Genomic DNA, 15,735 nt, shown 5'->3' with positions numbered 1-15,735 from the left:
CTCCTGGAATGAAGGTCACCGGTTTCTACATTCTCTATTTATATTCTCATATCCCATCGCTCTCGCTCCGTCTCTTTCAACTGCTTCTCCGTTTCCTCAGGATAAACGGTACGGAACTTATGGTCATCAGCCGGAATGATTTCCACCATCTTTTCGATCATATCTTCAGGATGGAACTCTTTCAACTGCTCTTCCTGCTCTTTCATATCTGCTTTTCTTGTAAAATGCTTTTCTTCATCAAACCATTTCCACTTTTCCTCAGCAGCTCGTTTATTGAAGCCAGTGGCGTATGGCCCTGGATTGATTGTCGCCACTTTTACCCCGAACTCTTCCAGCTCCGATTTCATTGTCTGCGCGATGCCTTCCAATGCATGCTTGGTTGCCGTGTAAGGACCCACATATGGAGTCGCGGAAATGCCCGCCATGGAACTCATGAAGACTATCTTTCCACTTCCCCTTTTCACCAGCTTCCTTGCAGCAATCTGGGCAGTTTCAAGGGTCGCGAAAACATTGATTTCAAAAAGGGCGCGGAATCTTTCCATCGGCACTTCCCCAAGCGGCCCTCCCTCATTGATTGCAGCATTCGCCACAAACACGTCAAAATCGTATTTCTCCATCTGCTCCAAATCCAGAGGGTTGGTAATGTCGAGCTTGAACACTTCCATATCCAGCCCTCGGGTCTCAACTTCCCGCATCAAATCGGTTTTTTGGGATGTCAGTTCCGTCGTTGCGATGACTCTATGGCCTTTCTCCGCAAGTCCTAACGCAGCCCCTCTTCCAAGCCCGGTTCCCGCTCCTGTAATGAATATTGTTTTAGCCATTTGAACTCCTCCTGTAAAATAGGTTATCGTTTTATCTTCCCTGCAGGAGTAGTGACAAAACAAGGAGCTATCATTGAGGACCGTTTAGAGCCAGGCATATCAAGCCGACTGTTATTTTCCTTTCTCCATCACCGCAAAATAATTCCCTTCCCCATCGGCAAAATTAAACACCTTTCCGGAAGGCATATTCACCATCTCGCCAACCGTTACATTTTTTCCCGTCAAATCTCCATATAGCCCTTCAAGATCCTCCGCGAAAAACATCAAAGAAGGTGTACCCAGGTTAAGGCCTGGTGACATTTTAGCAACAAACTCCTTATTATGAATGATGATGCTTGTTTCCGATTCCTTAGAGGCTGCTATTTCAATCCATCTCATCCCTTCCCCATTGTCTTCTTCTGAAATAACATGGAACCCTACTTTTTCCGTCCAGAACTTAACTGCTTCATCCTGGTCATTAACATAAAGCATGATTTGGCCGAGTTTAGTGATCATCATTTCTTCCTCCTTTAAGGTTTATGTGGTAACAAATTCTATGTATTTCAATAAAATCCTTTAATAGAATGGATTAAAAAGCCTTTTCATTATCCAAAAGTTTATGTAAACTTAATTATAAACTAAGTTAACAAATCAGGAGGAACATCAAATGAACGCAAAAAACGAAAGACTAAGATGGCTTATATTATGTGCAATGTTCGCCGCCATCACGGCAGTGCTGGCACAAATGGAAATCCCATTACCGCTTGTACCGATCAGCGGGCAAACCCTTGCGGTGGGGCTTGCGGCAACCATCCTCGGAAGCAGATACGGAGCAATGTCGATGGTCTGTTACGTTCTTCTTGGAGCTGTCGGCTTGCCGGTGTTTGCTGAAATGAAGGGCGGAGCTGGTGTGCTCGTCGGTCCAACTGGTGGTTACATATTCGGCTTTATCCTAGCAGCTTTCTTTACTGGGTACATTTTGGAGAAAACATCTTTCACCTTAAAATGGGCCATGATCGCAAACACCGTTGGAATGATCATTACCTTAGTTGCAGGAACCATCCAGTTAAAAATGGTGATGGCTATGACATGGGCAGATGCATTAAAATTCGGGGTCTATCCTTTTATTGTGGTGGGTCTGATTAAAGCATTCTTGGCAAGCTGGATAGGTATAACCGTAAGAAGGCGTCTGAAGCAGGCGAACCTTTTACAGGTTAAAGGGGATGTGGCTGCCTAAGCTAGGTGCATCTAACACTCTGGGGTATATTAAAAAAGAGAGAAGTGCGCCAACACCTCTCTCTCCGATTCAATCTTAGTAGGAAAGCCACCTTTTTCTTTTACCGAAGCATAAGGTGGTTTTCTTTTGTCCAGATTACTCGTGAAATCACTACCTCGACACCATCTTCCTGCGGTCCGTTCCCGTAAATAAAAGCCCTAACCATAGTCCGAGTCCGATGATAAAGAAAATCATGAAGGAACTGATAGCGATATACACCTCGCCAGTCGCAAATCCTGAAGTGAATGCCACATACAGGCTAAAAGCGATCAACCCTATTGCAACAGCATAAAAAATAGCCCGTACCTTATTCATCCCATACTTCTTACTCGTTTCTCTTGTAAGCATACTATACGTAATGATCGCAATCCCAAAAACGGCGAATATCGCAGTACCTGTGACAGTTTCCAATTGCAGACCCATGAAAAACAACATGGCAGATGTTAATACCCCGAATATAATTAGCAAAATTCCCGTAATCAATCCGGCGACAGCTATTCTTTCTGTCATCGACGAATAGACCGCTTGCTTCGCTTTGTTCTGACCCACTTCACGCATATCATCCACAAGTCCGCTAAGGTCCCCCATCGAACTTACTGCTTCTTTGAATGCAGTCGACTCATCCATTCCTTCTTTTTTATAGTCCGCAATTTTTTCTTTCAGATTGGTTGCCAGCTCCTCCTTTAGATCATATAACTGCTGACTTTCCCCTACGCCGGAAAACAGGCCATTCACATATGCATGAATTTTCTTATCCAAGTCACTCTGGTTTCTCATCAATTTCGATTCCTCCCTCTATTAAGTAATGTAATATCTCTTTTGCAAATTTCCATTCTTCCTTGTATCGATCATAGCGTGCTCTGCCGTCTTCGGTAAGCTTGTAGTACTTCCTCCGCCCGCCTTGCGTTTCATCTCCCCAATAAGAAGCAATAGATCCTTCCTTCTCAAGGCGCCGAAAAGCCGTATAAAGGGTTGCCTCTTTCAGTTCATACTGGTTTTTACTCAGTTCGATGATGGTCTTGTAGATCTGATAGCCGTAGCTGTCCCCTTGGCGCAAGACATTCAGAATAATGGTATCCGTGTGTCCTCGTATCAGATCTGTTGATATTTTATTGACCACATTACATCACCTCCTGTTATTAATTTACAACACATTACTGTGTGTGTCAAAGTAATTTATTAAAAATAGTAATATCACAAAATAAAAAGAACGGCCTCTCTTAAGCAAGAGATCCGTCCTTGTGTTTTTCTTCGTTCAACTTTATCTTTATCCTGACATTTTCCCGTCCAGACTTTCCCGCATCCAATGGCGGTGTTGGGCAATCGCGGATACGAAAGCCTCAGTAAACCCTGCCAGGTCATTCATATTACGTGCAGTCACGATTCCCATGTCTGCAGACACCGCTCCTTTGCTTTCCTTATCCGCAAGAGTAATGTTCTTTATGTCGGTTACTGCTAGGAGGTCAACTGCTTCATTTGTCGCTCCGATAGGTTTGGCATGAACAAATGCATCATTAATGAAGTTTTTTGCCTCTTTATGCATCATCAGGTTATCAACCGATTGCTGACCACCGGCGATATAGACGGCATCATACATGATCGCTCCGCTAGTGGCGTAGTTCTTGTTGACTTCGACTTCCTGATTGTTTGCGCTTTGGATCATTCCAAGGTTCTTGCTGATTATATCCACATGTATTCCGGCAGTTTGCAATGCGGCTTGAACCTGCTGTAGTTCATTCAGGGCAAACCCATCAAAGGCCAGAATGGCCACTTTCCTTGTTCTTGCCCCCATAATCGTATTTGCCTGGCTCACAGCAGGGGATGCAGCAGTCACACCGGTACCACCAACAGCGGTTGGAGGTGCAACCCCTACCCCTTTGGCAATTTCAGTTGCCAGTTGACCATCCACATTGTTGAACATCTCCACCACACGCTGCTTGATCGTTTTATCTTTTACACTTCCGACCTCAAAGTGGAACGCTTTAATAATATGCTGCTTCTCATAGTCAGACATGCTATTCCAGAAAAGGGTCGCTTGCGAATAATGATCATTGAAGCTTTCGCTACGATTTCGGATTTTATGCCCCTCCACTTTCTCGGCATAGTGAACAAACCCCTTCTCCTTATCGACATCCGGCGTGTTGCCTTGAAGCGAATTCTTTGTGTAGCTCACTTTTCCACGATCAATGGTCATCCGGTGGAATCCATCTCTCTGATTATTATGGATCGGCGCTATCGGACGGTTGATCGGAATCTCGTGGAAGTTCGGACCACCCAGCCGGAGTAGCTGAGTATCTGTATAAGAAAACAGACGGCCCTGCAACAACGGATCATTCGTAAAATCAATTCCTGGCACGACATTCCCTGTGTGAAAGGCCACTTGTTCCGTTTCCGCAAAAAAATTATCCTGATTCCGGTTCAACGTCATCTTTCCGATAATTTTCACAGGGACTAGCTCTTCAGGCCATATCTTCGTGGGATCGAGAATATCGAAGTCGAATTTAAACTCGTCTTCCTCTTCCAAGATTTGCACGCCGAATTCATACTCAGGATATTCCCCTTTGTTAATTGCATCCCAAAGGTCGCGGCGAAGATAGTCCGGATCCTTGCCCGCAAGCTTTTGCGCTTCGTCCCATGTAAGGGAATGAACACCAAGCAATGGCTTCCAGTGGAATTTTATAAAACGTGCCTTTCCTTGTTCGTTAACAAAGCGGAAGCTATGTACCCCAAAGCCCTCCATCATCCGGAAGCTCCGTGGAATCCCTCTGTCTGAGAGCAGCCACATAATCATGTGGGCACATTCTGTGTTATTGACCACCCAATCCCAAAACGTATCATGGGCAGCGGAGGCTTGAGGTATTTCATTATCAGGCTCCGGCTTGATCGCATGTACCACATCTGGAAACTTTATCGCGTCCTGAATGAAGAAAACGGGCATATTGTTAGCCACCAAATCATAGTTCCCTTCTTCTGTATAAAACTTTGTGGCAAATCCCCGGACATCCCGAACCGTATCAGCTGAACCACGGGAACCTACAACCGTTGAAAACCTCACGAATACAGGAGTTTTAACGGAAGGATCCTGTAAAAATCCTGCCTTGGTCAGTTCTGTCATAGGCTCGTACACCTGGAAATAACCATGGGCACCAAATCCTCTCGCATGAACCACGCGCTCAGGAATACGCTCATGGTCAAAATGCGTCATCTTCTCCCTAAAATGGAAATCCTCCATCAGTGTCGGTCCCCTGTCACCGGCCTTCAACGAGTCCACCGTACTCGAAACCTTCACTCCCTGATCTGTCGTCAACTTTGTATCCTTGTGATCAACCCGATAGTCTTCCAGCTGTTCATCCTTTTTATTTTCTAAATTTCTTGATTGCTCTTTTTTCCTCAACTTACTTAACACCCCATTCAATTTATTAAGGAATACAGGAAAAATTACCCTATAAATAGTTTGGCATTACAAGCTGAAGTTATACTGAAAAAATTGGAAATTGATAAAATCACTTTTAAATGTTCAATTAACTGTATTCATTTCATTTTTACCTTTTAGAGTGTATCGTACTAATTAGTATAGGAGATAAGTTGCGGAGAAATCCATTATCCTCCATGATGGATAAGTTGACCTTGGATAAAACAAGAGGCAGCGTCACGTTTAAGAATGAGCAGATTCTGAATGATAGAAAATCTGTGAGTGATGAGTTCGAGAAGATTATTGATAGAGTGCTATAACGCAGAAAGCCGATCCTTGGTGGGATTGGCTTTTTTACTGAAGGCTGTTTCGTAAACTTTGTTGTTTTTGCGTATTTCTACCGACTTTTTACTAGTATATAGCAACAATCTTTGGAAAAGAGCGTCACTGAAAAATGATAAATACAATATTTTCTTTTTTACCCAAACCCAAACAGTAGGTGCTTCGTCTAAAATGGTGAGAGGGGGGATATCTACATGAACGAACTAGAACATAAGGCTGTTTCTAAAGAATTTGTTTCAGATAAAGAACAGCTTATCAATGAATTAATGAATGAGACCGGGGACGCGGTTCTCCACCTTGTTTTTACATATGTTAAGAACCGGACGATAGCGGAGGATTTGACACAAGAGATTTTTATTAAATGCTATGAAAAGATAGAGCAATTCCATCATCAGTCTTCTATAAAAACTTGGCTCTACCGCATTGCAAGCAATCATTGCAAAGACTATCTAAAGAGCTGGCATTATCGAAAGCTATTACTCAATGAGAAAATATTGAACTATATACCCTCCAAAGCTAAAGATGTAGAGCTTGAAGTAATAGCTAAAAGTGAAGAAGCCAGCCTGACCAAAGCAGTAATGGAATTACCGATACAATTCCGTGAGGTGGTAATACTTCATTACTATGAGGATCTCCCTTTGACTGAAATAAGTGCTATTACTTCAGTCAATGTCAATACATTAAAAACCAGATTGAAACGTGCAAGGGAAATATTAAAAGAACACATGATGGTGGAGGTATAAAGGATGAATGATCCATTTCTAAATTTCAGAAAATCTATGAAGAAGAATGTTTTCAAGGATCTCTCTTTTACGGAAGAAAGGAAAGCTAGAGTGAACGAAGCGATACAGGCAAAGCGTTCATCCTCTACGCTTCACTCATTTAATGAAGATACCGTCCTTGAAATTTTGAAATCTCTACAACTGGTGGCCAAACACGGCTTTGAGATTTCCACACAACTTTTCCAAAAAGAAGAACACAGTTTTTTGCACAATGAAGGACAACTTTATACACTTTTACATTTGTTAGAGAATAAAGAAGTTTTGGTTTCTATGTGGAGAGCGGATAAGAAGTATTATGCACTAACCACAAAAGGTAGGAAGTACTTGGCAGCCGCCTCTAGAAAAGAATATGCTAAACACCCGTTTCTATTAAAAGATTTGCTAGAGGAGGCAGCCTTATGAGTTCGCCAATATTTGATGAATTTTTAACAAAAGTAATGTCAAAAGTAAAATCCAAAGATGCTCACAGCATGATAAAAAAAGAACTCTATCATCACCTCCTAGAACTAAGCCAGTCATTCCAGAATCGTGAGGATTCCAAAGAAAAAGCTGAGGAAAAAGCCGTTCAAGAAATGGGGAATCCTTACTCAATCGGGGAGAAATTAAATAAGCTTCATAAACCTAGAATGGATTGGATGCTCATCATTCTGTTTACCATTATAGGAGCGATTAGCTTTCTCCCCTTAATCGGGAATGCACCAGGCTCTTTATTTTTGGAGAAGCAGGCAATCTGGTATAGCCTGGGAACAGTCGTCCTGATTTCGTTCCTATTATTTGATTATAGAAAACTGAAAAATTGGTGGTTCATTTTTTATAGTAGTGGCGTGCTTTTGCTTTTATACCTTCTTGTATTCGGCGTTTCAGTAGGCGGAGTCAAGAGATGGGTTTCTTTTGGCGGATTTACGATAGATGCAGCTACTATTTCTATGCTTTTGATTTTCCTTGCGTGGTCTGGTATTTTTACTAAACCTGGATTGTTTAACGGGTGGAGACAAGGAATGATGTTTGGTCTATTTTGGGTACCAGTCATTCTTTACATGATGCTTCCTTCCTTTCCTTACAGTATTTTTTATTTTTTCTGTGTGTTAATAATGTTCACTTTTTCCCATATACCGAAAAAGAGCAAATTCATCATGATCACAGAAAACTGACCACGTGTCTACTTTTTATTTTGCCGATTTTAATCAGCTCTCGGGGCAGCCTTTTAAGTGAAAGATTATTCTCTTTTCTTTCTCCTGAAAAATATTTAAATGGACCGGGTTATATGTATATCTTAATCAAGGGACTCCTTGCTGACGCAGGCTGGTTCGGAAATGGGCTAAATGGGAACAGTGCCATTCAATCCCTTCCGGACGCCCATACAGATTTTGCTTTCCCCTATCTTGTTCACTCACTCGGCTGGGCATTCGGAATATTTCTTTGTATGCTATTGATAGTGTTTATATGGAAAATTTCACAAAATGCATTCAAGACAAAGGACTCTTATGGAAGGATACTAGTAGTGGGCGGAGTTACCTTAATCGCTATCCCAGCCATATGGAATATACTAATGGGCTTAGGGTTTGCACCAATTATAAATGTGCCTTTACCTTTTATCAGTTATGGCGGAACCACACTGATTTTTTATTCCGCCGTTTTAGGGATTATCTTAAGTGTTTACAGACGGAAAGATATCGTCGAGCCAAGTGAAATTTAGCCCTATAAGGAAAGGGAGGTTTCTTCTGTGCATCAGTAGAAACCTCCCTCATTTTAATTTATTGAAACAACTCTTTCAACAAAGTCCAGAACCCCTTCTTCTTCTCAGGTTCCGCTTCCTTCGTTTTCTTTTCTTCCATTTTAATTGCTTCGGTCTTAATCACAAACTGAACCGAAGTGACTTTCTCATTTTCTTCTGATACAAACGACACCGGCTTGAAGTCCGATTTATCGTACTCCTGAATCATTTTGTCGATTTCGGCTTGCATTTTTTCAGGCAGGTTTTTTGTTTCGGAATGCAATTCCTTTGTACCTTCAGATAACTCATCGACACCAGAAGACAATTCACTCGTACCATCCGTCAAGCCAATCAAGCCACTATGAAGCTGTGAATAGGATGTGGATAGTTCTCCGACCCCGTTTGTATAGCTCACAAGTCCTGAATGGAACTGATTATAATTGGCTGCCAATGTTTCCATCCCTTTCGTTAGTTCCGCAAACCCACTCAAGTCGGTTTCCTTTAAGGAAGCAGAGAGCTCATCGGCAATCGTCGTCAACGTGCCACTCATTCCTCTTACAGCTCCATCGACCTGCGTGAGAGATGGCTCCACTGCAGCAAATGCTTCCCGAACCTGTGCATAAGTCCCCTTTACTTTTTGTGCAGCCGCATAATTGGCTGCTAACCTATCCACAACGGCAGGATCTGCTCCGCTTTCATATAACGAGGTAATCTCTGCTTCAGAAAGGTCTCCAGCAGGGATTTCTGTGATCGCACCATCAAGTGCAGCATATGCCGCTCCATAGTTTTCCTGTAAAGTAGCGAGGCCGTTTGCCGTTTCATTCAAGCCTTTCGCAAGCTCACGCAACCCAGCCGGCAATTCCATCAAACTGCTCAAATCAACGTCAGCCGCACCACCGGAAAGCTCACGGTTAATGGTCCCAAGCGCTTCTTTTATAGAATTCGATGCCCCAACAAGCTGTGAAGAGGACCCATTCAGTTGGCTGATGCCATTTTTATATTTTCCTGAGCCATCTCGAAGCTTCCCAGCACCGTCATTCAACTGCGAAACACCGTCCTGAAGTTCAGAAACCCCATCATTCAATTGCCCGATGCCATCTGACAGTTCTGCCATATCATCGGTCATCCCTTCCGTTCCGGTTGTATCAATCGGAAGGCTGGATGGGACTGCGGCAATCTCCACTCCATTGAATTCAAAGTTATCCACATCCGCCTCCACACTAAGCTGCTCTTCTTTTCCAGGCATCACGGTAAACGTAATTTGTTTATTTTTCCCGGCATTCGCCTGCATGCCACCAGAGGATGCTTCAATATTCTTGTACGTATTTGGCAGCGTCAGGGATACTTGCAGCAAATAATTTTCATAAAAGACGGAGTCCATATTCTCGTTGGCTCTCGTTTCCACTTGAATCTCAACATGACCGCTCTCTCCTGCAAGTTCAGTAGGTTCCACTTTACTTCCATCCAGCAGATAAGTAACCGTCACATCCCACGGTAGTTCCGTTCCTTCTTCCAAGTCCCCTTGATAGTAGAACTTTCCTTCCTGTTCCACATCCGCTACAACCCGTTCGTCTTCTTGCTGTAGCTCTGTTCTATCTGTAAGGTTCTTTACTGTTTTATAGTTTCCAAAATCCAGGATTTCCCCAGCCTTTGCAACCTCAAGGGTATTCACCACATAGATCGGTCCGAGGTCCCCGTTCGCCTTCAACGTGGCATACACGACCTCTTCCTTGGACCGGACATTCCTCTCATCCTCAGCCCAAACCCCACTCGCATTCCCAAGAAATGAAGGCAAGAAAATCATTCCGGCAAGTACAGCATAAAGTAGTTTTTTCTTTCTCATCATCACTTCTCCTCTTTAAAATTGGACTTATATGTTGTTTTTTTGATGAATTTATCACACACAAGCAGCATCGCCGGCAGGAAGAATAGTACCATGATAAACGCCAGCAGCGCCCCTCTTCCAAGCAACAGTCCGATCGATCCGACAATCGGGTTAGAAGACGTAATCCATAAAATAAACCCGACACTCGATAGAATGGCTGCCGAGATTGAAATCGAGAAGGTCTTCTCATCCAGCGTTTTTATAATTGCCTTCCTCGCAGACATCTCCTTACGATGGTGCGTATAGGCCTCTGTAAATAATATCCCATAATCTACAGTTGCTGCTAACTGCACCGTACTGATGATGAGGTACCCCACAAACACGAGGGAAGTCTCCGTAAAATACGGAATCGACAGGTTAATCCATACCGCGGACTGAATAGTCAACAGCAGCACGACCGGTATGGAAATCGACCGGAAACCAATCAGTAGCACAATGGCAATCGTTACGACCGTCAGCACATTGACGAGAATATTATCCTTGGTGACTGTATTTTTTATATCATACAAGGTCACGCTCTCCCCAAGGCTGAGCGCAGAATCCCCGTAATAGTCAGATGCGGCTTTATCCACATTTTCCACAATGGCAAAAGGAATGTCTCCTTCTGTCGCCTGGTTGGTGTTGATAACGATCCGACTGTAATTCACCGAATAGAATTCACTCCGGACCTCTTCATCCAGGTACTCCGGCGGAATCACCGGGTCCACCATGTTCACATAAGACACCACACTTGTGACATAATCCATGGCCTCGATTTCCGCAACAAGCTCCTCCTCTTTGGCCACCTCACCCTTTGGCACCAAGAGCACGATCGGGGTGATTTCCCCAAAGGATTCATTGATACGCTTATAATCCGAACCCGCTCTCGTATGGTCTGGCAGTTCACCAAATCCATATGTAAAAGATGTATTGGTCTGCGCAAGGAACGCCGGAACCAATAATGCGAGTACGATTAGTAAACTAGGAACCCTTAACTTCACCACGAAGTTCCCGATTCCCTCAAAGCTTGGGATAAAGCTCTTGTGCTGGGTTTTATCCATCCATTTATAAAAGAACAATGTCAATGCCGGCAAAAACACCATGACACTAATAAAGCTCAAAACAATCCCCTTCACCAGGTTCAATCCAAGATCAGAACCAATCTCGAATTCCATAAACGTAAGGGCAATAAATCCGAAGAATGTCGTCGCCGCACTTGCAGTGATGGCCGGGAACGACTTTTTCATCGCAAGCTCCATGGCCTCTTCCGGATTGTTTGTCTTTTTACGATATTCTGCGAAGCTGTGTAGCAGAAACACCGCATAATCAAGTGACACAGCAAGCTGCAAAATCGGAGCAACCGACTGCGTCACAAAGGAAACCTCTCCTATAAAGATGTTGGTTCCTAAGTTGATAAGCACTGACACCCCAATGGCGGTCAGGAAGAAAACCGGCTCCACCCATGAGGTCGTGGAGATGATCAGAATGAAAATGATGATCGGCACAAGCAGCATGGCCGCATACATCGATTCGTTCCCCGCCATTTTTTGTGAGGTTGCCGTATTGATCGCTTCCCCAGCAATCGCGCCATTGTCTCCAATCAATTCATAGATAGTATCCGTGATCGCCACCTCATCCCCACTGCGGACGCTGATGGAAAAAAGGGCATTCTCATTTTTGTAGTATGATTCCACCATTTCTATGTCCGCCATTTCGAGTGGCGTCTTCAAATCTACCACATCGTCGAGCCAGATCACTTCAGCCACGCCCTCTATGGCTTCTAATCTTTCTTTATACGAAACTGCTTCCTGAAGGGATACATCCGTCACCATGACCCTCGTATCCGGAACAGAGCCTGTAAATTCTTTTTCCATGATCTCCATCGCCTTGGTCGACTGGGCATCCTCGGGCAGATAATCTACCATATTATAATTGACCGAGACAAAAAACTGCGCCACGGTCGAGATGATGGTCACCAAAGCAAATATGATCAGGACAGCCTTTTTATGTTTAATAATACGTGATGCAATATTTATCGTTTTTCATCCTCTCTTGTGTCTTTCCCCTTTGCGAGGCTCTTTTCAAAGTATTGTAGCTCTGTCGGCATTAGGACTTTTATAGCTTCTCTCAATGACGACTGACTTTCTCTTTTTTTGTGTTTCTGGTGGTTCCATATGGCCTCTATGACGACTGACTTTCCCTTTTTTTGTGTGCTGGTGGTTCCATACGGCCTCTATGACGACTGACTTTCCCTTTTTTCGGGCTCTCGTGGTTCCATACGACCTCTATGACGACTGACTTTCCCTTTTTTTGTGTGCTGGTGGTTCCATACGGCCTCTATGACGACTGACTTTCCCTTTTTTCAGGCTCTGGTGGTTCCATACGCCCTCTATGACGACTGACCTTCCCTTTTTTCGGGCTCTGGTGGTTCCATACGACCTCTATGACGACTGACCTTCCCTTTTTTCGGGCTCTGGTGGTTCCATACGGCCTCTATGACGACTGACTTTCCCTTTTTTCGGGTGCTGGTGGTTCCATACGCCCTCTATGACGACTGACTTTCCCTTTTTTCGGGCTCTGGTGGTTCCATTCGCCCTCTATGACGACTGACTTTCCCTTTTTTCGGGCTCTCGTGGTTCCATACGGTCTTCCAGTAATTTAATGACTGGTTTACACAAACGAAAAAGCAACAGCTTTACGAAAACAGTTTTACATCTTATTATTATATTAGACACGGTGTTGGGTATTCAACAGACAGTTGTGTTCTGAATGTTAGATAGACAACAAATGATTCTATTGTGTTGTTTTTCATGAAAGGTTGTGTGGAAGATGAGTGCAAAGATGGACAGAAGAAAGCAGTACACACGCATGGTACTGAAGGAAAGTTTGTTGGATTTATTAAAAGAAAAATCCATTGCAAGTATTACTATAAAAGAGATATGTACAAAGGCGGATATAAACCGCTCCACTTTTTACGCCCACTATTCCAGTCAATATGACCTGCTGAATGCAATTGACGACGAATTTACTGAGGACATGGTCAAAACACTTAACCAATATAATTTCTCCAAAGAAGACGAAGCATACCAAATGACCGAAAAGATATTCGCCTACATCGCCTCCAAAAGCGATATCTGCCGGATTCTATTAAGTGAAAACACCGAAGTGCAATTCCAGAAAAAAGGCATGATGATCGCCAAGGAGTACATATTGAACAATTGGAGTCCAAACAAGCAGCTTGACCCCGAAACCTTTGAATACTTAAGTATATTCTTCGTCAGCGGAAGTATTTACTTGATCAAAAACTGGCTGGAGAGCGGGATGAACAAGTCACCCAAGGAAATGGCGGGGATACTGAACGGGTTCTTGAATCGCGGGTTGTCGGATTTGCGGTGATGGAGGATGAGGGCTGAGGGGGGCAGACGTGCTGGGTTTTGGGAATGATTGGGGGACCTCGAAAAGCACTTAATTTTTGGGATGGAAAATAATTCACGTGAACAGACGATAAAACCCTGAAATCCGGAAAGCAATCACACCAATCCCAAACACCCAAAAAAAACAAGACCAAAAAAGGTCTTGTTTCCCACTCTATCTATTTTGCATTCTGATCTGGCTGGTGGATGCCGAACACATTTCCTTCTGTGTCCACATAGTACCCCTGCCATGCCATTCCAGGCAATGCGTACTTTGGCACTGCCACTTTACCGCCGTTCTCAAGGATCAACTCTTCTGTGACATCGTACTCTTCCACTCCCATTGTGCAGGCAAACCCATTTAAGGGCTGATTTCCTGCAGGCGCGGCACCTTTTCGTTGCATCAACGCCCCGTTAATTCCAAGCTCATTCTCGTCCCCTGTCACGGCTCCAAAATAAGGCGTTCCGGCATACTCGCTCCAATCTTGAAATGACCAACCGAATACCTCTCCATAAAACCCCTTTGCACGCTCCATGTTATCCACATGAATTTCGAAATGAATTAATCTTCCCATAGTACCCCTCCTATTGGATTTTCTGCTTCCATTTCTAATATATACCAACTTACTTCTCTATCATAAGTCACCCCAGGACAAGAGTTCAATAGAGGATTGAGGGGAAAACAAAAACAATTGTAACTCAGCCTTTATATTCCAGGAACCAAAATAGTCACTTCTTCCCCATCCAACTCACTATAAAAAGCATAAACAGGTTGATAATATCCTTTTGAGTCCAAAAAGTAGCTGACCGTTACGTCGTAAATATGCAACCTTTCTAACTTTCTATCATGAGAAAAGTGTCGGAATTTCCCTTTTAATATCTGCTCATAGGCTTCCTGTTCACTCTTCATTTCAATGTCCCTGACCTTTTCATAGGTGATAAGAGAATTATCTATCACTTTTATTGTATCGTCGCTGTAGTAGCCGACTGTCAAATTTCCGTCAATCAGGTTGTCCCCATCTAGCAGTTTGTCTACGGTAAAGTTATAATGGCCACTATCTTCTACTTGCTTAAAAGAAGCTTCAGCTGGCAAGACAATCCCGAAATCTACCAATTCCCCTCTAAGGTCTTCCTCTTCAACTTCTTTTGGTTCTACACTTTCACCATTGGCTGACCAGTCCCAATAATTGTAACTTCCATCTATACCATAAAACCATAAACTATATGAACCGTTAGTTCCTGCCCTATAAATCCCTTCATTTGGATAATAGATAGTTTCCAAGTCAGAAGTATCCACACCCATTCTATCAAACAAGTCTAAAGCGAGAGCATCCCCTTCCTCCTGTGTATAAAACGGTGCTTTATACACGGTGGAAGTAACTTTCCTATCATCAAACTCCACATCTGTAGTGATATATGCCTTACTCATATCTACCTTTATTGCCGGCACTATCGCGAGGTTCCCGAACTCTTTCAAATGATAATATCCAAAAATCCCGCCAAACATGGCTACTACAAGCAACATAGGCGAGAAATATAGAATGGCCGGTTTCACCCGCTTCTCCCTCAACTTCATCACGCCCATGCAAATGCCATACCCGATCACGCCACCTATAAAGTTATTAAAAAGATCGTCCACGACAAATCTTCCAAACTTCGTCACGTACTGAGTGCTTTCAATAAATAGCGTGAACAAAAAGGAAGCACCAAGTGTCCATGCAGCCTTTTGAAAACGTGGATGCAATAGTGGTAATAAGATTCCCAACGGAACAAACATGACGATGTTAAGGATGACAAACTGCCAAGGCCGAACACTAAAGGTATACCACGCATCGCGATAACTATAAAACAACGAGAGATTCATTTCGTTCTCAAATCCTGGCCCTCTGCTCAGAAATGTAACTCCTAACACCATGATGATGTAGCCCGTAAACATTCCTCCAACGAGCCACCTTTTTATAGAGAGCCGCTTCTTTCCACCCAATAGTTTTCGATAAACAAAAAAATAGCCGACAGCTAATACTGCCCCTATTACAACGACCGCAATCAATGCCAACTCAAAATATCGACTAAGTATCCCTGTAATTTCTTCTAATCTCATCTCTCTCACCCTAATCCTGCATTATGTATGT

16 protein-coding genes are annotated in these 15,735 nt (G+C 43.4%); 7 read left to right on the top strand and 9 right to left on the bottom strand.

Going from position 1 to position 15,735, the window contains the following annotated elements:
- Positions 1–38: 38 nt before the first annotated feature.
- Both MKY77_RS04405 and MKY77_RS04400 read right to left on the bottom strand, forming a co-directional pair.
- Complete coding sequence (locus MKY77_RS04405) at positions 39–821, bottom strand: SDR family oxidoreductase (RefSeq protein ID WP_339149076.1); 783 nt, start codon at positions 819–821, stop codon at positions 39–41.
- Between the two features lie 111 nt (positions 822–932).
- The gene (locus tag MKY77_RS04400) at positions 933–1,316 is read right to left on the bottom strand and encodes a VOC family protein (protein WP_339149952.1); all 384 of its coding nucleotides are present in this window, start codon (positions 1,314–1,316) and stop codon (positions 933–935) included.
- 151 nt (positions 1,317–1,467) lie between these two features.
- Between MKY77_RS04400 and MKY77_RS04395 the strand changes: the two genes are divergently transcribed.
- Complete coding sequence (locus MKY77_RS04395) at positions 1,468–2,037, top strand: biotin transporter BioY (RefSeq protein ID WP_339149075.1); 570 nt, start codon at positions 1,468–1,470, stop codon at positions 2,035–2,037.
- 150 nt (positions 2,038–2,187) lie between these two features.
- Here MKY77_RS04395 and MKY77_RS04390 read toward each other — a convergent pair whose 3' ends face one another.
- From MKY77_RS04390 to MKY77_RS04380, 3 genes are all read right to left on the bottom strand, one after another.
- A complete protein-coding gene (locus tag MKY77_RS04390; RefSeq protein WP_339149951.1) occupies positions 2,188–2,853 on the bottom strand; it encodes a permease prefix domain 1-containing protein in 666 nt (221 codons plus the stop codon).
- Positions 2,837–3,196, bottom strand: a complete 360-nt coding sequence (locus MKY77_RS04385; protein WP_339149074.1) for a PadR family transcriptional regulator — start codon at positions 3,194–3,196, stop codon at positions 2,837–2,839. The genes MKY77_RS04390 and MKY77_RS04385 overlap by 17 nt, the downstream gene beginning before the upstream one ends.
- A 147-nt stretch (positions 3,197–3,343) precedes the next feature.
- A complete protein-coding gene (locus tag MKY77_RS04380) occupies positions 3,344–5,470 on the bottom strand; it encodes a catalase (RefSeq protein ID WP_339149073.1) in 2,127 nt (708 codons plus the stop codon).
- 191 nt (positions 5,471–5,661) lie between these two features.
- Between MKY77_RS04380 and MKY77_RS04375 the strand changes: the two genes are divergently transcribed.
- From MKY77_RS04375 to MKY77_RS04355, 5 genes are all read left to right on the top strand, one after another.
- Entirely contained in the window at positions 5,662–5,808 is a 147-nt protein-coding gene (locus tag MKY77_RS04375) for a hypothetical protein (protein WP_339149072.1), read from the top strand.
- 216 nt (positions 5,809–6,024) lie between these two features.
- A complete protein-coding gene (locus tag MKY77_RS04370) occupies positions 6,025–6,573 on the top strand; it encodes a sigma-70 family RNA polymerase sigma factor (RefSeq protein ID WP_339149071.1) in 549 nt (182 codons plus the stop codon).
- Between the two features lie 3 nt (positions 6,574–6,576).
- The gene (locus MKY77_RS04365; protein WP_339149070.1) at positions 6,577–7,014 is read left to right on the top strand and encodes a PadR family transcriptional regulator; all 438 of its coding nucleotides are present in this window, start codon (positions 6,577–6,579) and stop codon (positions 7,012–7,014) included.
- Positions 7,011–7,763 carry an FtsW/RodA/SpoVE family cell cycle protein gene (locus MKY77_RS04360; RefSeq protein WP_339149069.1) on the top strand — a complete coding sequence of 251 codons (753 nt, stop codon included), beginning with the start codon at positions 7,011–7,013 and terminating at the stop codon, positions 7,761–7,763. Before MKY77_RS04365 ends, MKY77_RS04360 begins: the two co-directional genes overlap by 4 nt.
- A 20-nt stretch (positions 7,764–7,783) precedes the next feature.
- Positions 7,784–8,308, top strand: a complete 525-nt coding sequence (locus tag MKY77_RS04355; protein WP_339149068.1) for an FtsW/RodA/SpoVE family cell cycle protein — start codon at positions 7,784–7,786, stop codon at positions 8,306–8,308.
- A gap of 58 nt (positions 8,309–8,366) precedes the next feature.
- Here the strand turns inward: MKY77_RS04355 and MKY77_RS04350 are convergent, their stop codons facing one another.
- Positions 8,367–10,172 carry a YhgE/Pip domain-containing protein gene (locus tag MKY77_RS04350; protein WP_339149067.1) on the bottom strand — a complete coding sequence of 602 codons (1,806 nt, stop codon included), beginning with the start codon at positions 10,170–10,172 and terminating at the stop codon, positions 8,367–8,369.
- Positions 10,172–12,115, bottom strand: a complete 1,944-nt coding sequence (locus MKY77_RS04345) for an MMPL family transporter (RefSeq protein ID WP_339149066.1) — start codon at positions 12,113–12,115, stop codon at positions 10,172–10,174. The genes MKY77_RS04350 and MKY77_RS04345 overlap by 1 nt, the downstream gene beginning before the upstream one ends.
- 904 nt (positions 12,116–13,019) lie before the next feature.
- On the opposite strand from MKY77_RS04345, the gene MKY77_RS04340 reads away from it, so the two are divergent.
- Positions 13,020–13,586: a TetR-like C-terminal domain-containing protein gene (locus MKY77_RS04340; protein ID WP_339149065.1), complete on the top strand. Its 567-nt coding sequence runs from the start codon at positions 13,020–13,022 to the stop codon at positions 13,584–13,586.
- Positions 13,587–13,782: 196 nt separating this feature from the next.
- Here the strand turns inward: MKY77_RS04340 and MKY77_RS04335 are convergent, their stop codons facing one another.
- Both MKY77_RS04335 and MKY77_RS04330 read right to left on the bottom strand, forming a co-directional pair.
- On the bottom strand, positions 13,783–14,178 hold the full coding sequence (locus MKY77_RS04335; RefSeq protein ID WP_339149064.1) for a VOC family protein: 396 nt from the start codon (positions 14,176–14,178) through the stop codon (positions 13,783–13,785).
- Between the two features lie 131 nt (positions 14,179–14,309).
- A complete protein-coding gene (locus MKY77_RS04330; protein WP_339149063.1) occupies positions 14,310–15,704 on the bottom strand; it encodes a VanZ family protein in 1,395 nt (464 codons plus the stop codon).
- Positions 15,705–15,735: the final 31 nt, after the last annotated feature.

The organism is Sutcliffiella sp. FSL R7-0096 (assembly GCF_038595065.1).
In the GTDB taxonomy this organism is placed as follows: domain Bacteria; phylum Bacillota; class Bacilli; order Bacillales; family Bacillaceae_I; genus Sutcliffiella_A.
The sequence above is the reverse complement of the archived record's forward strand: the minus strand, read 5'-3'. Positions and strand labels throughout refer to the sequence as shown.

Excerpts from the sequence above, each read along its gene's own strand:
- MKY77_RS04390 (WP_339149951.1), bottom strand. The coding sequence starts at position 2,853 with ATGAGAAACCAGAGTGACTTGGATAAGAAAATTCATGCATATGTGAAT.
- MKY77_RS04335 (WP_339149064.1), bottom strand. The coding sequence starts at position 14,178 with ATGGGAAGATTAATTCATTTCGAAATTCATGTGGATAACATGGAGCGT.
- MKY77_RS04350 (WP_339149067.1), bottom strand. The coding sequence starts at position 10,172 with ATGATGAGAAAGAAAAAACTACTTTATGCTGTACTTGCCGGAATGATT.
- MKY77_RS04365 (WP_339149070.1), top strand. The coding sequence starts at position 6,577 with ATGAATGATCCATTTCTAAATTTCAGAAAATCTATGAAGAAGAATGTT.
- MKY77_RS04330 (WP_339149063.1), bottom strand. The coding sequence starts at position 15,704 with ATGAGATTAGAAGAAATTACAGGGATACTTAGTCGATATTTTGAGTTG.
- MKY77_RS04370 (WP_339149071.1), top strand. The coding sequence starts at position 6,025 with ATGAACGAACTAGAACATAAGGCTGTTTCTAAAGAATTTGTTTCAGAT.
- MKY77_RS04405 (WP_339149076.1), bottom strand. The coding sequence starts at position 821 with ATGGCTAAAACAATATTCATTACAGGAGCGGGAACCGGGCTTGGAAGA.
- MKY77_RS04340 (WP_339149065.1), top strand. The coding sequence starts at position 13,020 with ATGAGTGCAAAGATGGACAGAAGAAAGCAGTACACACGCATGGTACTG.
- MKY77_RS04400 (WP_339149952.1), bottom strand. The coding sequence starts at position 1,316 with ATGATCACTAAACTCGGCCAAATCATGCTTTATGTTAATGACCAGGAT.
- MKY77_RS04395 (WP_339149075.1), top strand. The coding sequence starts at position 1,468 with ATGAACGCAAAAAACGAAAGACTAAGATGGCTTATATTATGTGCAATG.
- MKY77_RS04360 (WP_339149069.1), top strand. The coding sequence starts at position 7,011 with ATGAGTTCGCCAATATTTGATGAATTTTTAACAAAAGTAATGTCAAAA.
- MKY77_RS04345 (WP_339149066.1), bottom strand. The coding sequence starts at position 12,115 with ATGGTAGATTATCTGCCCGAGGATGCCCAGTCGACCAAGGCGATGGAG.